Annotated in this window: 23 protein-coding genes; 11 read left to right on the forward strand and 12 right to left on the reverse strand. The window is 68.1% G+C overall.

Going from position 1 to position 21,008, the window contains the following annotated elements; genetic code table 11:
- Positions 1 to 23: 23 nt before the first annotated feature.
- The 3 genes from ACIRQH_RS07600 to ACIRQH_RS07610 all read right to left on the reverse strand — a co-directional run bounded on the left by ACIRQH_RS07600 (position 24) and on the right by ACIRQH_RS07610 (position 2,016).
- Entirely contained in the window at positions 24 to 761 is a 738-nt protein-coding gene (locus ACIRQH_RS07600) for an IclR family transcriptional regulator (RefSeq protein ID WP_388868503.1), read from the reverse strand.
- A gap of 560 nt (positions 762 to 1,321) precedes the next feature.
- Entirely contained in the window at positions 1,322 to 1,534 is a 213-nt protein-coding gene (locus tag ACIRQH_RS07605; RefSeq protein WP_267051322.1) for a DUF5326 family protein, read from the reverse strand.
- A gap of 164 nt (positions 1,535 to 1,698) precedes the next feature.
- On the reverse strand, positions 1,699 to 2,016 hold the full coding sequence (locus ACIRQH_RS07610; protein ID WP_358818885.1) for a cupin domain-containing protein: 318 nt from the start codon (positions 2,014 to 2,016) through the stop codon (positions 1,699 to 1,701).
- 82 nt (positions 2,017 to 2,098) lie between these two features.
- Here ACIRQH_RS07610 and ACIRQH_RS07615 point away from each other — a divergent pair, with 82 nt between their 5' ends.
- From ACIRQH_RS07615 to ACIRQH_RS07635, 5 genes are all read left to right on the forward strand, one after another.
- The gene (locus ACIRQH_RS07615) at positions 2,099 to 2,482 is read left to right on the forward strand and encodes a phage holin family protein (protein ID WP_358818856.1); all 384 of its coding nucleotides are present in this window, start codon (positions 2,099 to 2,101) and stop codon (positions 2,480 to 2,482) included.
- A gap of 9 nt (positions 2,483 to 2,491) precedes the next feature.
- Positions 2,492 to 2,983 carry a low molecular weight protein-tyrosine-phosphatase gene (locus ACIRQH_RS07620; RefSeq protein ID WP_404224689.1) on the forward strand — a complete coding sequence of 164 codons (492 nt, stop codon included), beginning with the start codon at positions 2,492 to 2,494 and terminating at the stop codon, positions 2,981 to 2,983.
- Positions 2,980 to 4,167 (forward strand): cystathionine gamma-lyase, encoded by a 1,188-nt coding sequence (locus ACIRQH_RS07625; protein ID WP_388868240.1) that lies wholly within the window; start codon positions 2,980 to 2,982, stop codon positions 4,165 to 4,167. Before ACIRQH_RS07620 ends, ACIRQH_RS07625 begins: the two co-directional genes overlap by 4 nt.
- 215 nt (positions 4,168 to 4,382) lie before the next feature.
- Positions 4,383 to 5,288 (forward strand): LysR family transcriptional regulator, encoded by a 906-nt coding sequence (locus tag ACIRQH_RS07630; RefSeq protein ID WP_358818859.1) that lies wholly within the window; start codon positions 4,383 to 4,385, stop codon positions 5,286 to 5,288.
- A gap of 102 nt (positions 5,289 to 5,390) precedes the next feature.
- Positions 5,391 to 5,873, forward strand: a complete 483-nt coding sequence (locus tag ACIRQH_RS07635) for an NUDIX hydrolase (RefSeq protein ID WP_358818860.1) — start codon at positions 5,391 to 5,393, stop codon at positions 5,871 to 5,873.
- A gap of 35 nt (positions 5,874 to 5,908) precedes the next feature.
- On the opposite strand, the gene ACIRQH_RS07640 is transcribed toward ACIRQH_RS07635, so the two are convergent.
- Positions 5,909 to 7,657: a globin domain-containing protein gene (locus tag ACIRQH_RS07640; RefSeq protein WP_404224692.1), complete on the reverse strand. Its 1,749-nt coding sequence runs from the start codon at positions 7,655 to 7,657 to the stop codon at positions 5,909 to 5,911.
- 794 nt (positions 7,658 to 8,451) lie between these two features.
- Between ACIRQH_RS07640 and ACIRQH_RS07645 the strand changes: the two genes are divergently transcribed.
- Positions 8,452 to 9,318 (forward strand): GNAT family N-acetyltransferase, encoded by an 867-nt coding sequence (locus tag ACIRQH_RS07645; protein ID WP_404224694.1) that lies wholly within the window; start codon positions 8,452 to 8,454, stop codon positions 9,316 to 9,318.
- Positions 9,319 to 9,421: 103 nt separating this feature from the next.
- On the opposite strand, the gene ACIRQH_RS07650 is transcribed toward ACIRQH_RS07645, so the two are convergent.
- Together ACIRQH_RS07650 and ACIRQH_RS07655 are read right to left on the reverse strand one after the other, a co-directional pair.
- Entirely contained in the window at positions 9,422 to 9,847 is a 426-nt protein-coding gene (locus ACIRQH_RS07650) for a heme-binding protein (protein ID WP_358818863.1), read from the reverse strand.
- Between the two features lie 97 nt (positions 9,848 to 9,944).
- A complete protein-coding gene (locus tag ACIRQH_RS07655; RefSeq protein ID WP_388868253.1) occupies positions 9,945 to 11,153 on the reverse strand; it encodes an MFS transporter in 1,209 nt (402 codons plus the stop codon).
- Between the two features lie 140 nt (positions 11,154 to 11,293).
- Between ACIRQH_RS07655 and ACIRQH_RS07660 the strand changes: the two genes are divergently transcribed.
- Positions 11,294 to 11,782: a MarR family transcriptional regulator gene (locus ACIRQH_RS07660; RefSeq protein ID WP_358818865.1), complete on the forward strand. Its 489-nt coding sequence runs from the start codon at positions 11,294 to 11,296 to the stop codon at positions 11,780 to 11,782.
- A 9-nt stretch (positions 11,783 to 11,791) separates the two neighbouring features.
- On the forward strand, positions 11,792 to 12,244 hold the full coding sequence (locus ACIRQH_RS07665) for a GNAT family N-acetyltransferase (protein ID WP_404224697.1): 453 nt from the start codon (positions 11,792 to 11,794) through the stop codon (positions 12,242 to 12,244).
- Between the two features lie 143 nt (positions 12,245 to 12,387).
- Here the strand turns inward: ACIRQH_RS07665 and ACIRQH_RS07670 are convergent, their stop codons facing one another.
- Entirely contained in the window at positions 12,388 to 13,773 is a 1,386-nt protein-coding gene (locus ACIRQH_RS07670; RefSeq protein WP_404224699.1) for a serine hydrolase domain-containing protein, read from the reverse strand.
- 71 nt (positions 13,774 to 13,844) lie between these two features.
- Positions 13,845 to 15,320, reverse strand: coding sequence for a replicative DNA helicase (gene dnaB, locus ACIRQH_RS07675; RefSeq protein ID WP_358818868.1), 1,476 nt, complete (start codon positions 15,318 to 15,320; stop codon positions 13,845 to 13,847).
- Positions 15,321 to 15,780: 460 nt separating this feature from the next.
- On the opposite strand from dnaB, the gene ACIRQH_RS07680 reads away from it, so the two are divergent.
- On the forward strand, positions 15,781 to 17,118 hold the full coding sequence (locus ACIRQH_RS07680) for an MATE family efflux transporter (RefSeq protein ID WP_404224701.1): 1,338 nt from the start codon (positions 15,781 to 15,783) through the stop codon (positions 17,116 to 17,118).
- 164 nt (positions 17,119 to 17,282) lie between these two features.
- On the opposite strand, the gene rplI is transcribed toward ACIRQH_RS07680, so the two are convergent.
- The 4 genes from rplI to rpsF all read right to left on the reverse strand — a co-directional run bounded on the left by rplI (position 17,283) and on the right by rpsF (position 19,021).
- Positions 17,283 to 17,729 (reverse strand): 50S ribosomal protein L9, encoded by a 447-nt coding sequence (gene rplI, locus ACIRQH_RS07685; RefSeq protein ID WP_358818870.1) that lies wholly within the window; start codon positions 17,727 to 17,729, stop codon positions 17,283 to 17,285.
- Positions 17,730 to 17,747: 18 nt separating this feature from the next.
- Positions 17,748 to 17,984 (reverse strand): 30S ribosomal protein S18, encoded by a 237-nt coding sequence (gene rpsR / locus ACIRQH_RS07690; protein WP_003949403.1) that lies wholly within the window; start codon positions 17,982 to 17,984, stop codon positions 17,748 to 17,750.
- Positions 17,985 to 18,041: 57 nt separating this feature from the next.
- Positions 18,042 to 18,653 carry a single-stranded DNA-binding protein gene (locus ACIRQH_RS07695; protein WP_404224704.1) on the reverse strand — a complete coding sequence of 204 codons (612 nt, stop codon included), beginning with the start codon at positions 18,651 to 18,653 and terminating at the stop codon, positions 18,042 to 18,044.
- 77 nt (positions 18,654 to 18,730) lie between these two features.
- Complete coding sequence (gene rpsF / locus ACIRQH_RS07700; RefSeq protein WP_358818872.1) at positions 18,731 to 19,021, reverse strand: 30S ribosomal protein S6; 291 nt, start codon at positions 19,019 to 19,021, stop codon at positions 18,731 to 18,733.
- A gap of 288 nt (positions 19,022 to 19,309) precedes the next feature.
- Here rpsF and ACIRQH_RS07705 point away from each other — a divergent pair, with 288 nt between their 5' ends.
- Together ACIRQH_RS07705 and femX are read left to right on the forward strand one after the other, a co-directional pair.
- Positions 19,310 to 19,621, forward strand: coding sequence for a hypothetical protein (locus ACIRQH_RS07705; RefSeq protein ID WP_358818873.1), 312 nt, complete (start codon positions 19,310 to 19,312; stop codon positions 19,619 to 19,621).
- A 163-nt stretch (positions 19,622 to 19,784) separates the two neighbouring features.
- A complete protein-coding gene (gene femX / locus ACIRQH_RS07710) occupies positions 19,785 to 20,906 on the forward strand; it encodes a peptidoglycan bridge formation glycyltransferase FemX (protein ID WP_358818874.1) in 1,122 nt (373 codons plus the stop codon).
- Positions 20,907 to 21,008 lie beyond the last annotated feature (102 nt).

The raw sequence follows: 21,008 nt of genomic DNA on the forward strand, positions 1-21,008 counted from the left end.
GACAGATCACAAGGAGTGAGTTTTCAGATACTGATAGAGATGCCGAGTGACCCCAGGACCAGGCCGATTTCACTCTGCAACTTCCGCGTCGCGAGGAGCAGTCGGTCGGCTTGGTGTGAGGGCAGGGAAAGGGCGATTGACCCGGCAGTACTGCCCACAGTGATGGGGATGGCGGCGCAGACGGCGCCCAGCGCGTATTCCTGCCGCTCGATCACCGGTTCCATGCGCGCGGTCCGTTCGAGGCGCCGCAGCAGACGGTCTTCGTCACGCACCGTGTACGGCGTGAGTGACTGCACCGGGTATCGGGCGAGGTGGTTGCGCCGCGACTTCTCGTCCAACTGGGACAGCAGGCACTGGCCGATCGCGTGCGCGTGCCCGGTCTCGCGGAAGTCCGCCCACTCCTCGACCGCGGGGTTCGCGGGAGTGTCGGCTACGCACACGACCTCGATCTCACCCTCGCGGTAGACCGCGTAGTAGACGGGGGCTCCGATCGCGTCCCGCCAGCGGGCGAGCGTCTCGCTCACCGTGCTGCGACGTTTCTGCTGGGCTCCGCTGCTGCTCAGACGTTCGGCGGCGTCGCCGAGGAAGAACAGCCCCTTGTCGCGGCGCAGATAGCCCTCGTGGACGAGGGTGCGCAGCAGGTGGTACGCGGTCGGCAGCGCGAGTCCGGCCTCCCTGGCGAGCTGTTTGGCGGGGGCTCCCTGGTCGCGCGAGGAGACCGCCTCGAGCAGGCGCATGGCCCGCTGCACCGAGCCGATCAGCGTGGTGGGGTGCGGGTCCAGGGGTGCGGCTTCCGGCTCCGGGGAAGGAACACGCGCGGTGCGTACCGCTCCGGACGCAGGGGTGCGCGGAGCGGAGGCCGGCGGACGCGCGCTTCCCGTGGACGCGCCCCCCTGCGGTGTACGGGGTGCGGGAGACTCGGCCGTCGAGGCAGGCGGAGTGGTCTGCTCCCCCGAGGGGGCCGGGGTGACCGGCGACGAACGGGGCAGGGGAGTCTCCCCTGGGGACGTACGCGGTTGCACCGGCGGGACACGAGCCGCCGCGGGTTCGCCCGATCGCTGGAGGGGTGGAGCGACGGATGGTGCGGGTGCGGTGTCAACCGTGGACAAGGGGCACTCCCGAAGCGCGAGGAGGACCGCCCGTGCGGGGGAACACGGGAGGGGGTGTGCGCTGCCCGCGGGGATCGACCCCCGCGTCGAATTCCGGACTTTAACCGTCGGCCGCCGCTCACAGCCGTCCTCGCCGGAAACTTCCCTCGCCCGAGGGAACCTTGGGTTCCCTTTCCCCCCGTACCGTTACCGATCGCTCACCCCCTCGCGCCTCACCAGTCGCTGCGCGAGGACGAACCCGACATGAACTTCCGCACGATGTAGATCAGTCCGCCGACCAGCGCGACGAAGACGAGCAGCTTGAAGAGCAGGCCGATGACGAAACCGACGACGCTCGCTATCAGGCCACCGAACACCACCAGGGCGATGACCGGCACCGCGACCCACTTCACCCACCACGGCATACCGTCGAAGATCTCTCGCATCGCCTTGTCCTTGCCTCTTCTCGCCCGTGGTCCCAACATCGGGACGCTGATTCCGGGTTCTCTGATGTCCTGCGTCGATGCTAGGTCGCCGAGGGGGCCGCACGGGGGCCTCGCGCCCCTTGTCCTCCCCTGACCGTCCCCCTAGGGAACCCTGAGACGCCGGGTCAGCTCTCGGGGGGAGAGAACATCACCAGGACCCGGAGATCCTCGGTGATGTGGTGGAACTTGTGGGCGATCCCGGCGGGTACGTAGACGACGCTGCCGCGCGCCACCGGGGTGGTCTCCAGGCCGACCGTGATCGACGCGCGGCCGCTCACCACGAAGTACACCTCGTCCTGGGCGTGCGGGTTCTGAGGGTCGTGCTCCCCCGCGTCGAGGGCGTACAGCCCGACCGACATGTTCCGCTCACGCAGGAACTGCAGGTAGGCCCCGTCGTTGGCGGCGCGTTCCGCCTCCAGTTCGTCCAGCCGGAATGCCTTCATCGTCCTCGTCCGCTGTCGTGCACCGCGGGCCTTGTCCACAGCCGCTACGTGCTTGTCGATCTCGTCTGCCACGATCAGACACATGAAGAATTTCGTAGTCAAGACGATCGCCAACGCGGGGGCCCTGGCCGTTGCCGTGTGGCTGCTCGACAAGATCACCCTCACGGGCGACAGCACGGGCAAGAAGATAGGCACCCTGCTGCTCGTCGCCCTGGTCTTCGGACTGGTGAACTTCCTGGTCAAGCCGGTGGTGAAGGTACTGACCTTCCCGCTCTTCATCCTCACGCTCGGCCTGATCACCCTCGTGGTGAACGCCTTGATGCTGCTGCTCACCTCGTGGCTCGCCGACAAGTTCGACCTGAGCTTCCACGTGGAGGGCTTCTGGACCGCCGTCCTGGGCGGCCTGATCATCTCCGTCGTGTCCTGGGCGCTGAACATCGTCCTGCCCGACGGCGACGACGACTGAGAGAGTCCCATGTCCTATCGCGTCTGTTTCGTCTGCACCGGCAACATCTGCCGGTCACCGATGGCCGAGTCCGTCTTCCGCGCCCATGTGACGGACGCCGGGCTGGCCGAACTGGTCGAGGTCGACAGCGCGGGCACGGGCGGCTGGCACGAGGGTGATGGCGCCGACGAGCGCGCGGTCGCCGTGCTTGAGGCCAACGGCTACGAGAGCGACCACGCGGCCCGGCAGTTCCAGGTCTCGTGGTTCTCCCGTCTCGACCTCGTCGTAGCGCTCGACGCGGGCCACCTCAAGTCGCTGCGCCGGCTGGCGCCGACCGTCGAGGACGCCGAGAAGGTCCGGCTGCTGCGGTCCTACGATCCCGCGGCGGGCGACGACCTGGACGTCCCCGATCCGTATTACGGACATATTGATGGCTTCGACGAATGTCTTGAGATGGTGGAGGCGGCGAGCCCAGGACTGCTCGCCGCGGTACGAGAGCAAGTGGAGGGACGAGCGGCATGACGTCTGGGGATTTCGTCACGGGAAGCGGCGCTGACGCGCCGGGACGGAGCGAGGGCACGGCACTGCGGGGTGACGGCACCCGCGCGGTGCGTGCCGGACTGCCCGAGCCCGTCAAGTACGAGCCCACGCTGCCCGGCCCGGTGTTCGCCGCGCACTTCCACCTGCCAGGTGAACCGACCGGCCCGTACACGTACGGGCGCGACGAGAACCCGACGTGGACGCTCCTGGAGCGCGCCATCGGCGAGCTGGAGGCGCCCGGGCAGGATGGCGTCGAAACGCTCGCCTTCCCGTCGGGCATGGCCGCCATCTCCGCCGTGCTCTTCTCCCAGTTGCGTGCCGGCGACGTCGTCGTCCTGCCCGACGACGGCTATCAGGTGCTGCCGCTCGTGCGCGAGCAGCTGACGGCGTTCGGTGTCGAGGTGCGCACCGCACCCACCGCCGGGGACGCCCAGCTGGAGCTGCTCGACGGGGCGAAGCTGCTCTGGATCGAGACGCCGTCCAACCCCGGGCTCGACGTGTGCGACGTGCGGCGCCTCGTGGAGGCAGCCCACGCGCAGGGCACCCTCGTGGCCGTCGACAACACGCTGGCCACCCCGCTCGGACAGCGTCCGCTGGAACTCGGCGCCGACTTCTCCGTGGCCAGCGGCACCAAGATGCTGACCGGTCACGGCGACATTCTCCTGGGGTACGTCACCGGACGGGACGCCGCTCTGATGGCACCCGTCCGGCGCTGGCGCAAGGTGGTCGGCGCCATCCCGGGACCGATGGAGGCCTGGCTGGCCCACCGCTCGCTCGCCACGCTGCAGCTGCGCGCCGACCGGCAGACCGCCAACGCCCGGACGATCGCCGAGGCGCTGCGGGAGCGGCGCGAGGTGGCCGGTCTGCGCTACCCCGGCCTGCCCGACGACCCCTCGTACAAGATCGCCTCGCAGCAGATGCGCCGGTTCGGCTGCGTGGTGTCCTTCACGCTGCCCACGCGCGAGCAAGCGGACCGCTTCCTCGACGCGCTGACCCTGGTGGACGACGCCACCAGTTTCGGCGGGGTGCGGTCGACGGCCGAACGGCGCGGGCGCTGGGGCGGGGACGCCGTCCCGGAAGGCTTCATCCGTTTCTCGGCGGGCGCCGAGGACCCCGAGGACCTGGTGGCGGACGTGCTGCGGGCTCTGGATGCATCCGCGGAGTAGGGGAGCATGACGGCGGGATCAGTACGCCCGCTCCGTACAACGGGCGGTCCGAGCCTCCCCCCTCGTGGCTCGGACCGCCCCGGTTCTGCACGCGAAGAACCGCGCGCACAAGGCTAGTTGACTCTGTGTCAGTGTCCAATCACAGTAGCGACAGAGACCTATCGACTTATTTATAGTTGAGGCTCACGCGGGGGTGCTGGGAGGGGAGGGGCACCATGGACTTGGCCTTGCTGCGCACTTTTGTGACTGTGCACCGGGCCGGTTCCTTCACCCGCGCCGCCGCGCTGCTCGGGCTCTCGCAGCCGGCCGTGACCTCACAGATCCGCACCCTGGAGCGGCAGCTGGGGCGGCCCCTGTTCCTGCGTCAGGCCCGCGGGGTGACCCCCACGACCATCGGCGACGAGCTGGCGCACAAGGCGGCGCCACATCTCGACGCCCTCGTCGAGATCGCCGAGACCGGCCTCGACGAGGACTCCCACGTCCGCACACTGCACCTCGCGGGGCCTCCGGAGTTCACCGCCGAACGGGCGCTGCCCGCCCTCACGGAGCTGACCGGGGAGGACGGCCAGGGCTTCGCCCTGCGCGCCTCCTTCGGCAACGCGGAGGAGACGCTGGAAGGCCTCGCCGCCGGACATCATGATCTGGCCATCACAACGGCGCGTCCACGGGGTGCGCTCCTCACCGCGACTCCGCTCTGCGACGAAGAACACGTCCTGGTCGCCGCCCCGCGCTGGGCCGCGGAAATCGGCCCGGGCAAGCTCCGCCGCAAGGGCGCCCGCGCGCTGGAGGACGTCCCGGTCGTCGAGGTCCACGAGTCGTTGCCGCTCGTCGCCCGCTACTGGGCCTCGGTCTTCGACTGCCGTCCGGCCTCCTCGGGCATGGTCGTCGTCCCCGATCTACGAGCCGTCCTCGCCTGCGCAGCCGCGGGTGCCGGCCTCGCCGTTCTGCCCGCCTATCTCTGCTCCGACGCCATCGAGCGCGGTGACGTCGTGGCGCTTCTCGATCCCGCGGTGCCGCCCCTGCGTACGTACTTCCTCGTCGTCCGGACGGGCACGCTCGCGATGCCGCACATCGCCCGGGCCCACGAGTGGCTGCTGCGAGCGGCCGCCGACTGGAGCTGAAGGCTCGGCCCCTCGGGATCGCGGCCAGGACTTCCGGAGGTTTCACGTGAAATCGCGCCGCGGGGATGTTTCACGTGGAACCAGCCGGGCCACATTCCTCCCATGACCGTCCGACCCGTGGTCAAGCGCACCGCCCGTGCCGTCCTGCTCGATGGTGACGACCTGATCCTCATCAAGCGCACCAAGCCCGGTGTCGATCCCTACTGGCTCACCCCGGGTGGCGGGGTCGAACCGGAGGACACGACTGTCGTCGAGGCTCTTCACCGCGAGGTGTACGAGGAACTCGGCGCCAAGATCATCGACGTGGTTCCCTGTTTCGTGGACACCGTCGAGCACATCGGCGACGACGTTGGTGCGACCGGCGTGAAGGTCCAGCACTTCTTTGTCTGCCACCTGGAGTCCATGGATCCGTCCCTGCGGCACGGTCCGGAGGTGGATGAGCCCTGCGGCGAGTACGAGATCGTCCGGGTGCCGTTCACCCGCGTCGGCATCGCCTCGGTCCACCTCGTGCCGCTCTCGCTGAGGCATTACCTCGACGGCAACATCGAGGGCGTCCGCGCCATGCATGCACCTGACCTGGGCTGACCCACGCAGTCGGTGCCGGATCAGGGCGCCGTCGGTCAGTCGCCCACCACGGCGACGAGTTCCTCCACCGAGTCGTGGCGGATGCGGTCGGGCGGAATGCCGATGTCCCTGAGCGCGTCGACACCGCTGCGGATCATGCCGGGCGGACCCGACAGATAGGCGTCGTACTCGTTCCACGGCCCGTACTCGCGCACGACGTCCGGCAGCTGCAGGTGTGCCTGCTGGTCGATCACCGGGCGCACCGCGAGCCAGGGGTGGCTCTGCTGGAGCCGCAGCATCGTGTCGATGTCGTACAGGTCGTGATCCGTGCGTGCCCCGTAGAAGACCTCGACGGGGCGTCGGTGCCCATGCTCGGCGACATCCTCGACCAGTGCCTTGATGGGCGCGATGCCGGTTCCGCCACCGAGGCAGAGCAGGCCGCTGTCGGTGGTGTGGTCGACGGTCATCGATCCGGCCGGAGGGCCGAGCCGGACGACGTCGCCGGGCCGGGCACGATGCACGAGCGCGTTGGAGACCCAGCCGGCCGGAACGGCTTTCACGTGGAACGTCAGCAGTCCGTCGGAGCGGGGGGCCGAGGCGAAGGAGTAGTGCCGCCACACCCGCGGCCACCACGGCGTCTCGACACTCGTGTACTGGCCTGCGAGGAACGGGTACGGCTTATCGGGCCGGACGGTGATGACGGCGACGTCCGGTGTCCTCAGGTCGTGGGACACCACCTCGGCGTACCACCACGCGGGAGCCCGCAACTCGTCGGCGGCGGCTGCGTCGATCATGACCTGGGAGATCGTCGTGTAGGTGCGCACCCAGGCGGCCTCCGTCTCCGGATCCCAGACCGCCGCGGCGTAGTGACTGAGGGAACCGATGAGGCACTCACCGACGGCCGGATAGTGCTCGGGCCGGGTTCCGTACTTGCGGTGTCCGCGCCCGAGGTTCTGCAGATACGAGACGAGGACATCGGTGTTGTCGATGTGCTCGGCCGCGGTCAGCAGTGCCTTGAGCAGCCGGTCCCGCTGGGTGTCCATCGCGGCGGGGAAGAGCGGGCGGAGTTCCGGGTGGCGCACAAAGAGCAGCGCGTAGAAGTACGACGTGACCTTGTCGGCGACCGGGCCGACCTCCGCCATGGTCCGGCGGACCAGCACGGCGTCGGGGGACGGCCGAGGCGCGGCAGCGGGCTGCGGTGCCTGCGCTCGCGGCTCCGGCCGGACGTCGGGCGCGGGCGCGCCGCGGAACGGCTGCGTGGCCCCGCCTCCGGACCCGGAGACCTCTGAGGGCCGCGCAGCGTGGCGCTCCGGCTGTCCGGCACCGGAGCGGTGCCGTACGGCTTCGTGAGCGGGCTCCGGCTCGAACTGCCGGGCCCCCGAACGCGATGCTGGCAGAGGGCCCGTCTCGGGCTGTGTCGACGGCGAAGGACGCGTCCCGGACAGCGCCGACTCGTGAGGGCCCAGGGTGCGGTGGGGCGTCCCGTCGGGCCGTGTCGCTGCCGGAGCTCCCGAGTGGAACGCCGGACCTGCGCCGTGCCGAGCCATGGCTGCTTCGCCTGTGGATATTCGTTCCTGCGCGGACGTTTCCTGCTCAGGGGCTGCCTGCTGGGGGGCGGCTTGTGCCTGTTCCTCGGGCACCGCGGCCGAACGGCCCATCGGGCGCATCGCGGCCAGCCGGCGGCCGTCCGACGGCGCCTGGTCCCCGCTGGGAGCCTCGGGCTCCTTGCGTGGTGTGAACCAGCCGCCCCCGCCGTTGCCGCCTGAAGTGCCGTTGTCGGCCGACGTGGTGGTCGGAGCGTCCATGTTCTGCCTCGCCTCGAACATCTTTCGGTCGGTCTGCGCACCTCCACGATCGGAAGATGCCTGCTTTCCCCCGCAGACGGCGTGTTCTCTTTCCCGAGTCCCGTTGACCCAATGCGGCCACATTGAACCCGGATTCTCACCCTGTACGGACAAGTAAGGCGAGAATGTGACATTGGCCGCACTGCGCTCACGGCAGCATCCCACTCCGGGTCTACACCCGACCGCATAACGGAAAATACGGGTCTTCGATCTCTCCATCCCGTTACGCTGCTTTGGCCTGCGTTCGTTCCACCACGACGTGTACACATCTCGGCGGACGCGAACCGGAGTCGACCATACCGGCAGTAGGTCCCTGCACAAGTCCCCTCTTCGCTCTTCGCGAATGAAGGAGTGCCGGAACCGTCAATTACCTCAATTACCGTGCGTGGTAGACCAATTGATAGGCGTCCCACAGATTCTGGCTCACGGGGAGTGAGTGGCGAGACGGCGCGGACGCCGATCCGCATTGAACGCGACGGACGCCGGGGCGACACCGAAAAGGCCTCTGTCTAAGCGGGGGGCGCCGTAGGCGATGCAGGCGGTTCGGCTCATCCCGAACTCTTCACAGAGCCGGTTCGCGATCTGCACCTTCGCCGCCGAGTTGAGCACCCCCGCCGAGTGGCAGCGCGCCTAGCGGGTGGACGTTTCACGTGAAACGTCCACTCGCGCGCTACTTGGTCCACAGCTGGCGGCATGTGGTTGGGCGCCGGGAAAGCGGTGGACGAAAGAGGGCCACGTCAGACAGCCTGACGTGCGTGTCGACCTCACCACTCACCGCTCTGGCCGTTCGCCGCCTGACGCGCCGTGACCTCTCCGCCTGTGCCGACTTGTCCGAGGACCGGGGCTGGCCCCGAGAGGAACACAAATGGAGCCTGTTGCTCACGGCAGGAACGGGGTACGGCATCGACGACCCCGCCGGTGGCCTCGTCGCCGCTTGCGTGGTGACCAGATACGGACCGCCCGAGCGTCCTGAACTGGCGGCGATCGGCATGGTCCTGGTCGCCGAGCGGCACTCACGACAGGGCGTCGGCCGACGCTTGATGCGGCATGTCATCGCCGAGATGGGGACCACACCGCTGACCCTGCACGCCACGGTGTACGGCCGTCCGCTGTACGACGAGTTGGGGTTCAAAGTCAGCGGCCGGGCCGAGATGGTCCGTGGAGTGTTCAGCCCCGGCGGCCCGGATCCAGGGGTCTCCACGCGCCCGGCCACGGCCGAGGACCTCACCGCCATCCTCAGGCTTGACGAGGAGGTCTTCGGAACCGACCGGACCCCCATGATCACTCGGCTGCCGGCGTTCGCCGCCCAATTGCGGGTGGCCGAGGAGCACGGCCGCATCATCGGCTACGCGTCGGCCTGGCCCAACCTCGACAACCACGTCGTGGGGCCTCTGGTCGCCATGGACACCGGAACGGCGAAGGCTCTCATCGCTTCCCTCGCCGCCCACACCGACGGCCCGCTGCGCACCGACATCGACGTACGGCACGAGGAACTGCTGGCCTGGCTGAAGGAGCGCGGGCTGGCCTCCCTGTCGTTCAACTCGGTGATGACGTATGGGATCCCTGATCTGCCGGGCGACTGGACGCGTCGCTTCGCACCGCTCACGGTGGCCGCCGGCTAGAACGCACCCCAGGTCACGACAGAAGTGCCGGACCCCCGACGCATGGTGGGATCCGGCACTTCTGGTCTGTCGAGCGCCCGGAGGGTGCAGCGACAGCCTGAGGTCAGACGAGGGACTCGACCGCGGCGACGGCGAAGCCGTGGTCCTGGTCGGGCATGCCGCCGCCTACTCCGATCGCACCGATCAGACGGCCTTCGCGGTGCAGGGGCACGCCACCCGCGATGAACAGGAGGGGACGGTCAAGCGCGGTCGGCAGGGTGTGGAAGAGACCGCCCGGCTGCACGGCGTCGACCAGATCGGCGGTGGCCGAGCCCAGCTGAAGGGCTGTGTAGGCCTTGCGGGTGCTGGTCTCGCCCGAGATCAGGACGGCCTGATCATCGCGACGGAAGGCGAGCAGGTGCCCGCCGGCGTCGAGAACGGTGACGCTGACTCGCACGCCGGCGGTCTCGGCGGCACGCCGAGCCGCGGTCACGAGGACCTCGGCATCCTCGATGGTCAGGGGGGCGACAGCGGTGACGGTTGTGCTCATTGGGGCTTCTCCTTGTGGGGTGTTCTGTTCCGGGTGTTGAGACGGTGCTGATTCCACGGCCCTGGGACGGCCCTTGCCCGGGCCGACTCGCTTCCGCTCAGGAGTGGACGGCAGTCCGCTGATCCGCGGGAGTCCCGTCGGCGACGACAGTGCCGCGGGCGGCTGCCCGCCGCTCCAGAGCAGCCGAGAGGACGGCCAGGACGAGTGCGCCGGCGGCGAGAACAGCGCCGACCCAGTTGGGGGCTGTGTAGCCGAGACCGGCGGCGATCACGATCCCGCCGAGCCAGGCCGAGAGAGCGTTGCCGAGGTTGAAGGCGCCGATGTTCACGGCCGAAGCGAGCGTGGGGGCGCCGTGCGCCTGGTCGAGTACGCGCTTCTGCAGCGGGGGAACGGTCGCGAAGCCGAGAGCTCCGATCAGAGCGATCGTGACGGCCGCGAGGATCTTGTTGTGTGCGGTGACGGTGAACAGGGCCAGCACAACGGCGAGGCCGCCGAGGGACACGTACAGCATCGGCATCAGGGCGCGGTCGGCGAACCTGCCCCCGACGAGGTTGCCTCCGACCATGCCGAGACCGAAGAGGACGAGCAGCCAGGTGACGGATCCGTCGGCGAAGCCCGCCACGTTCGTCATCATCGGTGCGATGTAGGTGATGGCGGCGAAGACTCCGCCGAAACCGAGCACGGTCATCGCCATGGCGAGCAGCACCTGGACGTTCTTGAAGGCGGCCAGCTCATGGCGCAGGTGCACGCCCTCGGGCTTCGGCATCTCCGGGACAAGCTTGGCGATGCCCACCAGCCCGATCAGTCCGAGCACCGCGACGCCCGCGAACGTGACCCGCCAGCCCGCGGACTGTCCGATCAGCGTGCCCAGCGGTACACCGACGACGTTGGCGATCGTGAGGCCGCTGAACATCATCGCGATCGCGCCGGCCTTCTTCTCGGGCGCGACGAGTTCGGCGGCGACCACGGATCCGATGCCGAAGAAGGCACCGTGGGCGAGGGAGGCGACCACCCGACCTACGAGCATCAGGCCGAAGACCGGAGCCACGGCGGAGATCAGGTTCCCGAGGACGAAGAGCCCCATCAGCGCCATCAGCATTCGCTTGCGGGACACCTTCGTGCCCAGTGCGGTCATGATCGGCGCTCCGATCACCACTCCGAGTGCATAGCCGGTGACCAGCAGTCCGGCGGTGGGGATGGAGACGCCGAAGTCTCCGGCGACCTCGGGCAGGACGCCCATGATGACGAACTCGGTCGTTCCGATTCCGAAGGCCCCGATCGCGAGGGCCAGAAGCGCGAGAGGCATGGTGGGGTCCACCTTCCAGAAGATTGCAGGAGCGCTTTGCGTGCGTTCACAATAGTTGCACACGCGGGCTATGAGCAACAGCGGGCTATTGCGTTCGTGCTCTATCCTGGTTTCAGCCGCTCCGGTACGGAGGAAACGCCATGACAGCCACGGACCCCGCGCTCACCGCCCTCGCTCAGGGATGGTGCGCACTCTCCCTGCTGCACGGGAGGATCGAGGCGCACATCGAGCGGGCCTTGCAGGCCCATCACGGGCTCAGCGTGCGCGAGTACTCCCTGCTCGACGTGCTCAGCCGGCAGCACGATGGCGAGGGCGGCCATCTGCAGATGAAGCAGGTCGCGGACGCGGTCGTGCTGAGCCAGAGCGCCACCACACGTCTGGTCACCCGCCTCGAGGACCGAGGGCTGCTCGCCCGCTATCTCTGCCCGACCGACCGCCGCGGCATCTACACGAACGTCAGCGAGACGGGCCTGGAGCTGCTCGCCGCGGCACGGCCGACCAACGACGCCGCCCTTCGTGAGGCGCTCGACGACGCCGCCGAGAATCCGGAACTGGCACCGCTGGTCCGCGTCGTGGAGTCGGCGAGCGTGCCCGTACAGCCGATGCCTTCGGTAGGCGTGTCCTCGTAGGGTGCGCTCATGGCAGATCTTGAAATACGAGCCGCCGGCGCCGCCGACGTGCCCGCAATCGTCGCGATGCTTGCCGACGACCCGTTGGGCGCGCGGCGGGAATCACCCGACGACCTGACCCCGTACCTGGGCGCCTTGGAGCGTCTGAGTGCCGACCCGAACCAGCACGTCGTCGTCGCCGCCCGAGAGGGGCGCGTCGTCGGCACTCTGCAGCTCACGGTGATTCCTGGGCTCTCCCGAAAGGGAGCGACGCGCTCGGTCATCGAGGGCGTTCGCATTCACGCAGATGAGCGCGGGAGCGGTCTCGGTACGCAGCTCATCGAGTGGGCGATCGAGGAATCCCGCCGCCAGGACTGCCAGTTGGTCCAGCTCACCTCCGACGCCTCCCGCACCGACGCCCACCGCTTCTATGAACGGCTGGGCTTCGAGGCGTCTCACGTCGGCTTCAAACGGTCGCTCTGAAGCAAGGAGCCGGGATATTGAATGGCCCCTCGCGCGCGCCACAGAGCACACGCGACGGCCATTCAAGGCGCCGGCTCCCCATCCCCCTCATGCGAAGGGGTGGCCTGTTTCACGTGAAACAGGCCACCCCTCCAACGCGGTCCCTACCGGATCCCCCGCCAGCCATCCACGTCCACTCCACCGGGCACCGGGGCCTCCTCGTCGTACGGCTGACGTGTGAACACGAACGACCCGAGGTCCAGATGACTCACCGAGCCGTCATCCCGCCGGACGGACCGCAGAAGCTCTCCAGCGTAGTAACCGTCGAGCCCGGTCCACGTCCCGTCTCCGTTCGCCTTGAAGCGGGCACCTCGGCCGATGCCGGACAGCGGCCCCAGCACCAGCCCTCCGGCCGCCGGCACGCGCAGACCAAAGGGATGTGTCCCCCAGTACCACTGACCCGCGAGTTCCAGGACCGCACGGTCGACCTCGGCCATCGGCCGCCAGGGTTCGGGGATCCTCGGCTCCGCGTCCGCGACGATCCGCACCAGGTCGGCGGCGACGGTGAACGTGGCGGGACCTGAAGTGCAGTTGGACAGCACAATGGCCGCCACGTCGTCGTCCACGCTGATCACCAGTCCAGCGAGGAAGCCCGGCAGGGATCCGGAATGCCCGACCAGGGTCCGTCCGTCACGATGCAGGATCTGCATCGCGAGACCGTAGGAGGTTCCTACCGCCAGGTCCGCGGTCTCGGACGGAGCCGCGGGCGCCCGCATGTCCCGCACCGACTCCGCGCTCAGCACCCGGTCGTCGCCCTCGACCAGGAAGGCGGCGAAGCGGGCCAAGTCCCCAGTGGTGGACCACAGCTGTCCGGCCGGAGCCATCCGCCCGAGGTCCTCCGCGGGCTCGGGCATCATCGCGTCGGCCCAGGGATGGACCGCCCAGCCGCCCGCGTGAGGAGCTTGCGGGCACCCGCTCGTACGGTGCAGGCCGAGTGGTTCGAGCACCTCGCGGCGCAGCACGTCCTCCCAGGGAGCACCTCGTACTTCCTCCACGAGGGCGCCGAGCAGTGTGTAGCCGGGATTCGAGTAGTGGTGGCGCCGGCCGGCGGGGTGCCGGAAGGGCTGCTCGCCCAGCACGTCGGCAAGATCGGGACGGAGCGAGCCGGGTGTGCGCTCCCACCAGGGTGCGGGCGACTCGGCAGCCAACCCCCCGGTGTGCGCGAGGAGTTGAGCGATGGTGATCTCTCCCACGCCGGTCCCCGGCAGATGCTTCTCCAATGGGTCGCCGAGGTCCAGGAGACCTTCGTCCCTCAGCCGCAGTACGAGCACGGCCGTGAACGTCTTGGTGATGGAACCGATCCGGTACTGCACGTTCTCGTCCGGCCCGTGACCATCCACCGAGGTCCGCGCCCCATGCCACACGGCCTTCCCTCCGCGGACCACGGCCGCGACGAGGGACGGCGCCCGGCCCTCGCTCTGCGCGACGGCGATGCGGTGCAGTAGGGCTCGGCGCGTGCCGGGGAGCAGATCGTCCTGAGGTGTCGTCATGGCACCAGTCCACCCGTCCTGTCACCGGACGTCGAGCGGATTTGTCCGGCGTGGCTCCACAGACTTCCGGATCAGGTCTGTGCCATGTCCACGAAGCGGGAGTAGTGGCCTTGGAAGGCCACCGTGATCGTCGCGGTGGGGCCGTTACGGTGCTTGCCGACGATGATGTCGGCCTCGCCGGCGCGCGGCGACTCCTTCTCGTACGCGTCCTCGCGATGGAGCAGGATGACCATGTCCGCGTCCTGCTCGATGGAGCCGGATTCACGCAGGTCGGAGACCATGGGCTTCTTGTCGGTGCGCTGCTCGGGGCCACGGTTCAGCTGCGACAGCGCGATCACCGGCAGCTCCAGCTCCTTGGCGAGGAGCTTCAGGTTTCGCGACATGTCGGACACCTCCTGCTGGCGGCTCTCGGAACGCTTGCCGCCCGACTGCATCAACTGGAGGTAGTCGATGATGACGAGCTTCAGGTCGCTGCGCTGCTTGAGGCGGCGGCATTTGGCGCGGATCTCCATCATCGACAGGTTCGGGGAGTCGTCGATGAAGAGCGGTGCGGCCGAGACGTCCGGCATACGGCGGGCCAGCCGGGTCCAGTCCTCGTCGGTCATCGTGCCCGACCGCATGTGGTGCAGAGCCACGCGCGCCTCGGCGGAGAGCAGGCGCATCGCGATCTCGTTGCGCCCCATTTCGAGCGAGAAGATCACGCTCGGCATGTTGTGCTTGATGGAACAGGCCCGGGCGAAGTCCAGAGCCAGCGTCGACTTACCCATGGCGGGACGGGCCGCGATGATGATCATCTGGCCTGGGTGCAGACCATTCGTGAGGGAGTCGAGGTCGGTGAAGCCGGTCGGCACACCGGTCATCTCCCCCGAGCGGGATCCGATCGCCTCGATCTCATCGAGCGCGCCCTCCATGATGTCGCCGAGCGGCAGATAGTCCTCGGTGGTGCGCTGCTCGGTGACGGCGTAGATCTCGGCCTGGGCGCTGTTGACGATCTCGTCGACGTCGCCGTCGGCCGCGTATCCCATCTGGGTGATGCGGGTGCCTGCCTCGACCAGACGCCGGAGGACCGCGCGCTCGTGCACGATCTCCGCGTAGTACTCGGCGTTCGCCGCGGTCGGGACGGTCTGCACCAGCGTGTGCAGATACGGTGCGCCGCCGACCTTGGTGATCTCGCCGCGCTTGGTGAGCTCGGCCGCGACCGTGATGGGGTCGGCAGGCTCGCCCTTCGCGTACAGGTCGAGGATCGACCCGTAGATCGTCTCGTGCGCCGGCCGGTAGAAGTCGTGACCCTTGAGAACCTCGACCACGTCGGCGATCGCGTCCTTCGACAGGAGCATGCCGCCCAGGACGGACTGTTCGGCGTCCAGGTCCTGCGGGGGGACCCGCTCGAACGACGAACCGCCGCTCTCCCACGAGCCATTGTCCCGATCGCGGTCGTGCTGCTCGTCGCGGCCTCGGCCGCCGCTGCCACGCCGGCGGGACGAAGGTAGACGATCACTGGGACCACTGTCCGCCCAGGGGTCGTCCAAGGGCTCGGAAATACTCACCGAGCCACCTCCTCCCGTCCGCCGGAGCGGACCTAGCCGTGCCCCATATTTCTACGGCACGGCACTGACAACTGAGCTGCCCAACTCCGCTTCTCAGGCGTCGTTTTTGCGTGGATTCCGAGCACGGAGGAGAGAACGGGTGCCGCACCACGTTAGGCCCGCGGGCACCGTCAGCCAATCTGGTTATCCACAGGCCATGTGGACGACGGCTCCGATGCTGTGGAGAACCCCACAAAACCTGTGCACGACTCGGTGGACAGCCCTGTGAACAAGCCCTCACCCCTCTCGGAGGACATGCTCTGAGCTGCGACTTTCCCGTCCACCGGCTGTGCAGAAGAAAAACTTTTCCTGTCGGATCAAGATCGCTTCAAACGGTCCGGCGCGACACGCCGTGCCAAGCTCACGGTAAGGGTCCTTTGGTAATTGCATCTCTTACCTGTGGAAGATTAGATTGGTGCTCATGACACAGGCTCCCGCGGCGTCCAGGACCGTCCGACGTCGGCACGATCGAGAGATCGTCACGCTGGCCGTTCCGGCCTTCGGCGCCCTCGTCGCCGAGCCTCTTTTCGTCATGGCCGACAGCGCCATCGTCGGCCATCTGGGCACCGCCCAACTGGCCGGCCTCGGCGTCGCCTCCGCTCTCCTCATGACGGCCGTCGGCGTCTTCGTCTTCCTCGCATACGCCACCACCGCGGCCGTCGCCCGCCGCGTCGGCGCCGGTGATCTCGGAGCCGCGATCAAACAGGGGATGGACGGCATCTGGCTCGCCCTGCTCATCGGTGTGGCCGTCATCACCGTCACTCTCCCCACGGCGCCGTCCCTGATGACGCTCTTCGGTGCCTCCGACACCGCAGCTCCGTACGCAACGACGTATCTGCGGATCTCGGCGTTCGGCATTCCCGCCATGCTCGTCGTGCTCGCCGCCACAGGGGTACTGCGTGGGCTTCAGGACACACGGACTCCGCTCTATGTCGCCGTCGGCGGCTTCGTCGCCAACGCGGCCCTCAACGGACTCCTCGTCTACGGAGTCGGCCTCGGTATCGCCGGCTCCGCATGGGGCACCGTCATCGCTCAGTGGGGCATGGCCGCCGTCTACCTCTATGTCGTCGTGCGAGGAGCCCGGAAACACAGCGCGTCCCTTCGACCCGACGCCGGAGGGATACGTGCCTGCGCACAGGCCGGGGCGCCCCTGCTCGTCCGTACGCTGTCACTCAGGGCGATCCTGCTGATCGCCACGGCCGTCGCCGCTCGGCTGGGGGACGCCGACATGGCCGCACACCAGATCATCCTGTCGCTGTGGAGCTTGCTCGCTTTCGCTCTCGACGCCATCGCCATCGCGGGCCAGGCCATCATCGGACGCTCTTTGGGCGCGGGCGACACACTCGGCGCCCGCGATGCCTGCCGACGCATGATCCAGTGGGGCATCGCCACCGGTACCGTCCTCGGTGTGCTGGTCGTCGCGACGCGCTCCGTGTTCCTTCCCTTGTTCAGCGGCGACGCGGGTGTGCAGGATGCGGCGCTGCCGGCCCTGGTGGTCGTGGCGCTCGTGCAGCCGATCTGCGGCGTCGCCTTCGTGCTGGACGGAGTCCTGATGGGTGCCGGGGACGGACCGTATCTGGCCCGCGCGATGCTGTTGACGCTGGCGGTCTTCGCGCCTGTCGCCCTGCTCGTTCCGGGGCTCGGCGGCGGACTGACCGCGCTCTGGGGAGCGATGGCACTGATGATGGCGATGCGCATGCTGACCCTGTGGCTGCGTTCGCGCTCGGGCCGCTGGATCGTCACAGGCGCAACGCGCTGACAGCGCATTGATCTAAGTCGTCGTTTCACGTGAAACGACGACGGGTTTCACGTGAAACGGCACACCAGCCGAAGGTGGGGGCTCTCCACGATCCGATCGCAGCAACGCAAAGGGCCGCATCCCGAGGGATGCGGCCCTTCTCTCAGCTATGCCGAGCGCTGCACTCAGGCAGCGACAACCTCGATGTTGACCTTGGCGGCAACCTCGGGGTGCAGACGCACGGACGTCTCGTGGGCGCCCAGGGTCTTGATGGGCGAGCCCAGCTCGATGCGGCGCTTGTCGACCTCGGGGCCACCGGAAGCCTTGATCGCCGAAGCGACGTCGGCCGGGGTGACGGAACCGAAGAGACGACCGGCGTCGCCGGAGCGAACGGCCAGGCGGACCTTGACACCTTCGAGGCGGGCCTTGATCTCGTTGGCCTGCTCGATGGTGGCGATCTCGTGGATCTTGCGAGCACGACGAATCTGCTCGACGTCCTTCTCGCCGCCCTTGGTCCAGCGGATCGCAAAGTTCCGCGGGATCAGGTAGTTGCGAGCGTAGCCGTCCTTGACGTCGACGACGTGGCCCGCGGCACCGAGGCCGGAGACCTCGTGGGTGAGGATGATCTTCATTTGTCGGTCACCCTTCCCTTATCGCGCGGTGGACGTGTAGGGCAGCAGCGCCATCTCACGGCTGTTCTTCACAGCCGTGGCGACGTCACGCTGGTGCTGCGTGCAGTTGCCGGTCACGCGGCGGGCACGGATCTTGCCGCGGTCGGAAATGAACTTCCGCAGCATGTTCGTGTCCTTGTAGTCCACGTACGTGACCTTGTCCTTGCAGAAAGCGCAGACCTTCTTCTTCGGCTTGCGCACAGGCGGCTTCGCCATGGTGTATCTCCTGTGTGATCAAGAAGTGGGGGTACGACCCACCCTCGGCCCGAGGGCCTAGAAGGGGGGCTCGTCCGAGTAGCCGCCGCCGGAACCGCCGGCACCGCCGGAGTTCCCGCCCCAGCCGCCACCGCCACCGCCGCCGCCCTGGTTGCCACCGGCGGGAGCGCCGGTCGCCCAGGGGTCGTCGGCGGGAGCGCCGGCGCCCTGCGGAGCGCTGCCGGAGCCACCGCCCCAGCCACCGCCCTGCTGGCCGCCGCCACCGCCGCCGCCGTAACCACCCTGGCCGCCCTGGCCACTTCGACCTGTGGTCTTGGTGACCTTGGCCGTGGCGCTCTTCAGGCTGGCGCCGACTTCCTCGACGTCCAGCTCGTAGACCGTGCGCTTGACGCCCTCACGGTCCTCGTAGGACCGCTGCTTCAGCCGGCCCTGCACGATGACGCGCATGCCTCGCTGGAGCGACTCTGCGACGTTCTCCGCCGCCTGACGCCAAACCGAGCAGGTCAGGAACAGGCTCTCGCCGTCCTTCCACTCGTTGGTCTGGCGGTCGAAGGTGCGGGGAGTGGACGCGACACGGAACTTCGCGACCGCCGCACCGGAAGGGGTGAAGCGCAGCTCGGGGTCGTCGACAAGATTGCCGACAACCGTGATGACGGTCTCGCCTGCCATGGGGGTACCTCTCGGCGGGTTTGCTGCTGGCTGCTGGTGCTGCTACTCGATGCCCGAGTTCAGCTGAGCTGGAAAGCTCAGTGAGTCTCGGGACGGAGGACCTTGGTCCGGAGGACCGACTCGTTCAGGTTCATCTGGCGGTCGAGCTCCTTGACGACCGCAGGCTCGGCCTGCAGGTCGATGACCGAGTAGATGCCCTCGGGCTTCTTCTTGATCTCGTACGAGAGACGACGACGGCCCCAGGTGTCGACCTTTTCGACCTTTCCGGCGCCCTCACGGACGACGGAGAGGAAGTTCTCGATCAGGGGAGCGACAGCGCGCTCCTCCAGCTCGGGGTCGAGGATGACCATCACTTCGTAGTGACGCATGTGGAACCCACCTCCTTTGGACTCAGCGGCCACGGTCGTTCCGTGGCAGGAGGGTTGTGATGCGTACGCAACGGTATCGGCCGCCACTGACAATCGGGGTCCCCGTCGGTGAAACCGAGCGGCAATCCCTGTCGTGACCTGGCCATGAGCCTGGGCAGACACCGGTGCAGAGAGTACAGAGTACCTGCACCCCGGCTTCCGGTTGAAATCCGACCGGGTTGACCCCCAGTCTGTACACATCGGGTGTGTATGGCGCTACGATGCGCCGCCTTCCGCAGGAGGTGCCTTATGGCACAGGTATTGCGACCGAACACCACCGGCTCACTCTTCGCCACGGACGGCAAGCCCCATCCCCTCCAGGACACCTTGCTCGCGGTGACTCTGGTGCTCGGGATCCTGGCCTTCGTCACGTCGATGTTCCACAGCCTCCATCTGATCAGCTCCTGGGCCGGCCTCCTCGGGATCCTCAGCGGCGCCTACGGGCAGTTCATCTCCGTGACGACCCGGGAGCGCTTCGGGCTGATCCTGGGACTCGGCCTCTCAGGGGTCGGCTTCTACCTCGGTCTGGCCCACGGCGGCCTCTTCGGCGGGACGTTCTGAGTCGAACGTCCGTTTTCCCCTGACCCCGGGACGCTCCACGCTCTCTTCCCGGGGCTCAGGTTCCATACGGCCAGACGGGGCGCTCGCAGGGCGCAGTAGGCTTCGGCGCGAGAGCCGGAGCCCTTGTACCCATGGGGACACACCAGCCCGAGGAGCGCCCCTAATGAGCCTGACCCTGAGGACCATCAGCCGTGAGCAACATCTGGCGTACCTCCAGAGCCTGCCCGCGGCCAGTCACATGCAGGTCCCCGCATGGGCAGACGTAAAGGCCGAATGGCGCTCCGAGAACCTCGGTTGGTTCGACGACAGGACCGGCGAGATGGTCGGCGCGGGCCTGGTGCTGTACCGCCAGCTGCCCAAGATCAAGCGCTACCTGGCCTACCTTCCCGAGGGCCCGGTCATCAACTGGTTCGCGCCGAACCTGGACGACTGGCTTCAGCCGATGCTCGCGCATCTCAAGCAACAGGGCGCCTTCTCCGTGAAGATGGGCCCGCCGGTGATCATCCGGCGCTGGGAGGCCACATCCATCAAGGGCGGCATCCAGAACCCGGACGTGAAGCGCCTGCGCGACATCGAGGCCGACTTCATCGAACCGCGGGCCTTCGAGGTGGCCGACAAACTGCGCCGCATGGGCTGGCAGCAGGGCGAGGACGGCGGCGCCGGCTTCGGTGACGTCCAGCCCCGCTACGTCTTCCAGGTGCCGCTCGCCAACCGCTCGCTGGAAGAGGTCCACAAGAACTTCAACCAGCTCTGGCGCCGCAACATCAAGAAGGCCGAGAAGGCCGGGGTCGAGGTCGTCCAGGGTGGCTACCACGACCTGGAGGAGTGGCAGCGGCTCTACGAGATCACCGCGGTCCGCGACCACTTCCGGCCGCGCCCGCTGTCGTACTTCCAGCGCATGTGGACGGCCCTCAACACCGAGGACCCGAACCGCATGCGGTTGTACTTCGCGCGCCACAACGGCGTGAACCTCTCAGCGGCGACGATGCTCGTCGTGGGCGGCCACGTCTGGTACTCCTACGGCGCCTCGGACAACATCGGTCGCGAGGTCCGACCCTCGAACGCGATGCAGTGGCGCATGCTGTGCGACTCGTACGCGCTGGGCGCCACGGTCTACGACCTGCGCGGCATCTCCGACTCGCTGGACGAGACCGACCACCTCTTCGGCCTCATCCAGTTCAAGGTGGGCACCGGCGGCGAGGCGGCCGAGTACCTCGGCGAGTGGGACTTCCCGCTCAACAAGCTGCTCCACAAGGCACTCGACATCTACATGTCGCGTCGCTGAACCGACCCGGAACACGTGCCCGGCCCCTGATCCGGCCCGGCACCTCCCCATCGGTCCGGCAAATCAGCGACAATCGCCTTTCGTACCTCTGAACACACGGCA

The organism is Streptomyces sp. NPDC102279 (assembly GCF_044766365.1).
Taxonomy (GTDB): Bacteria; Actinomycetota; Actinomycetes; order Streptomycetales; family Streptomycetaceae; genus Streptomyces.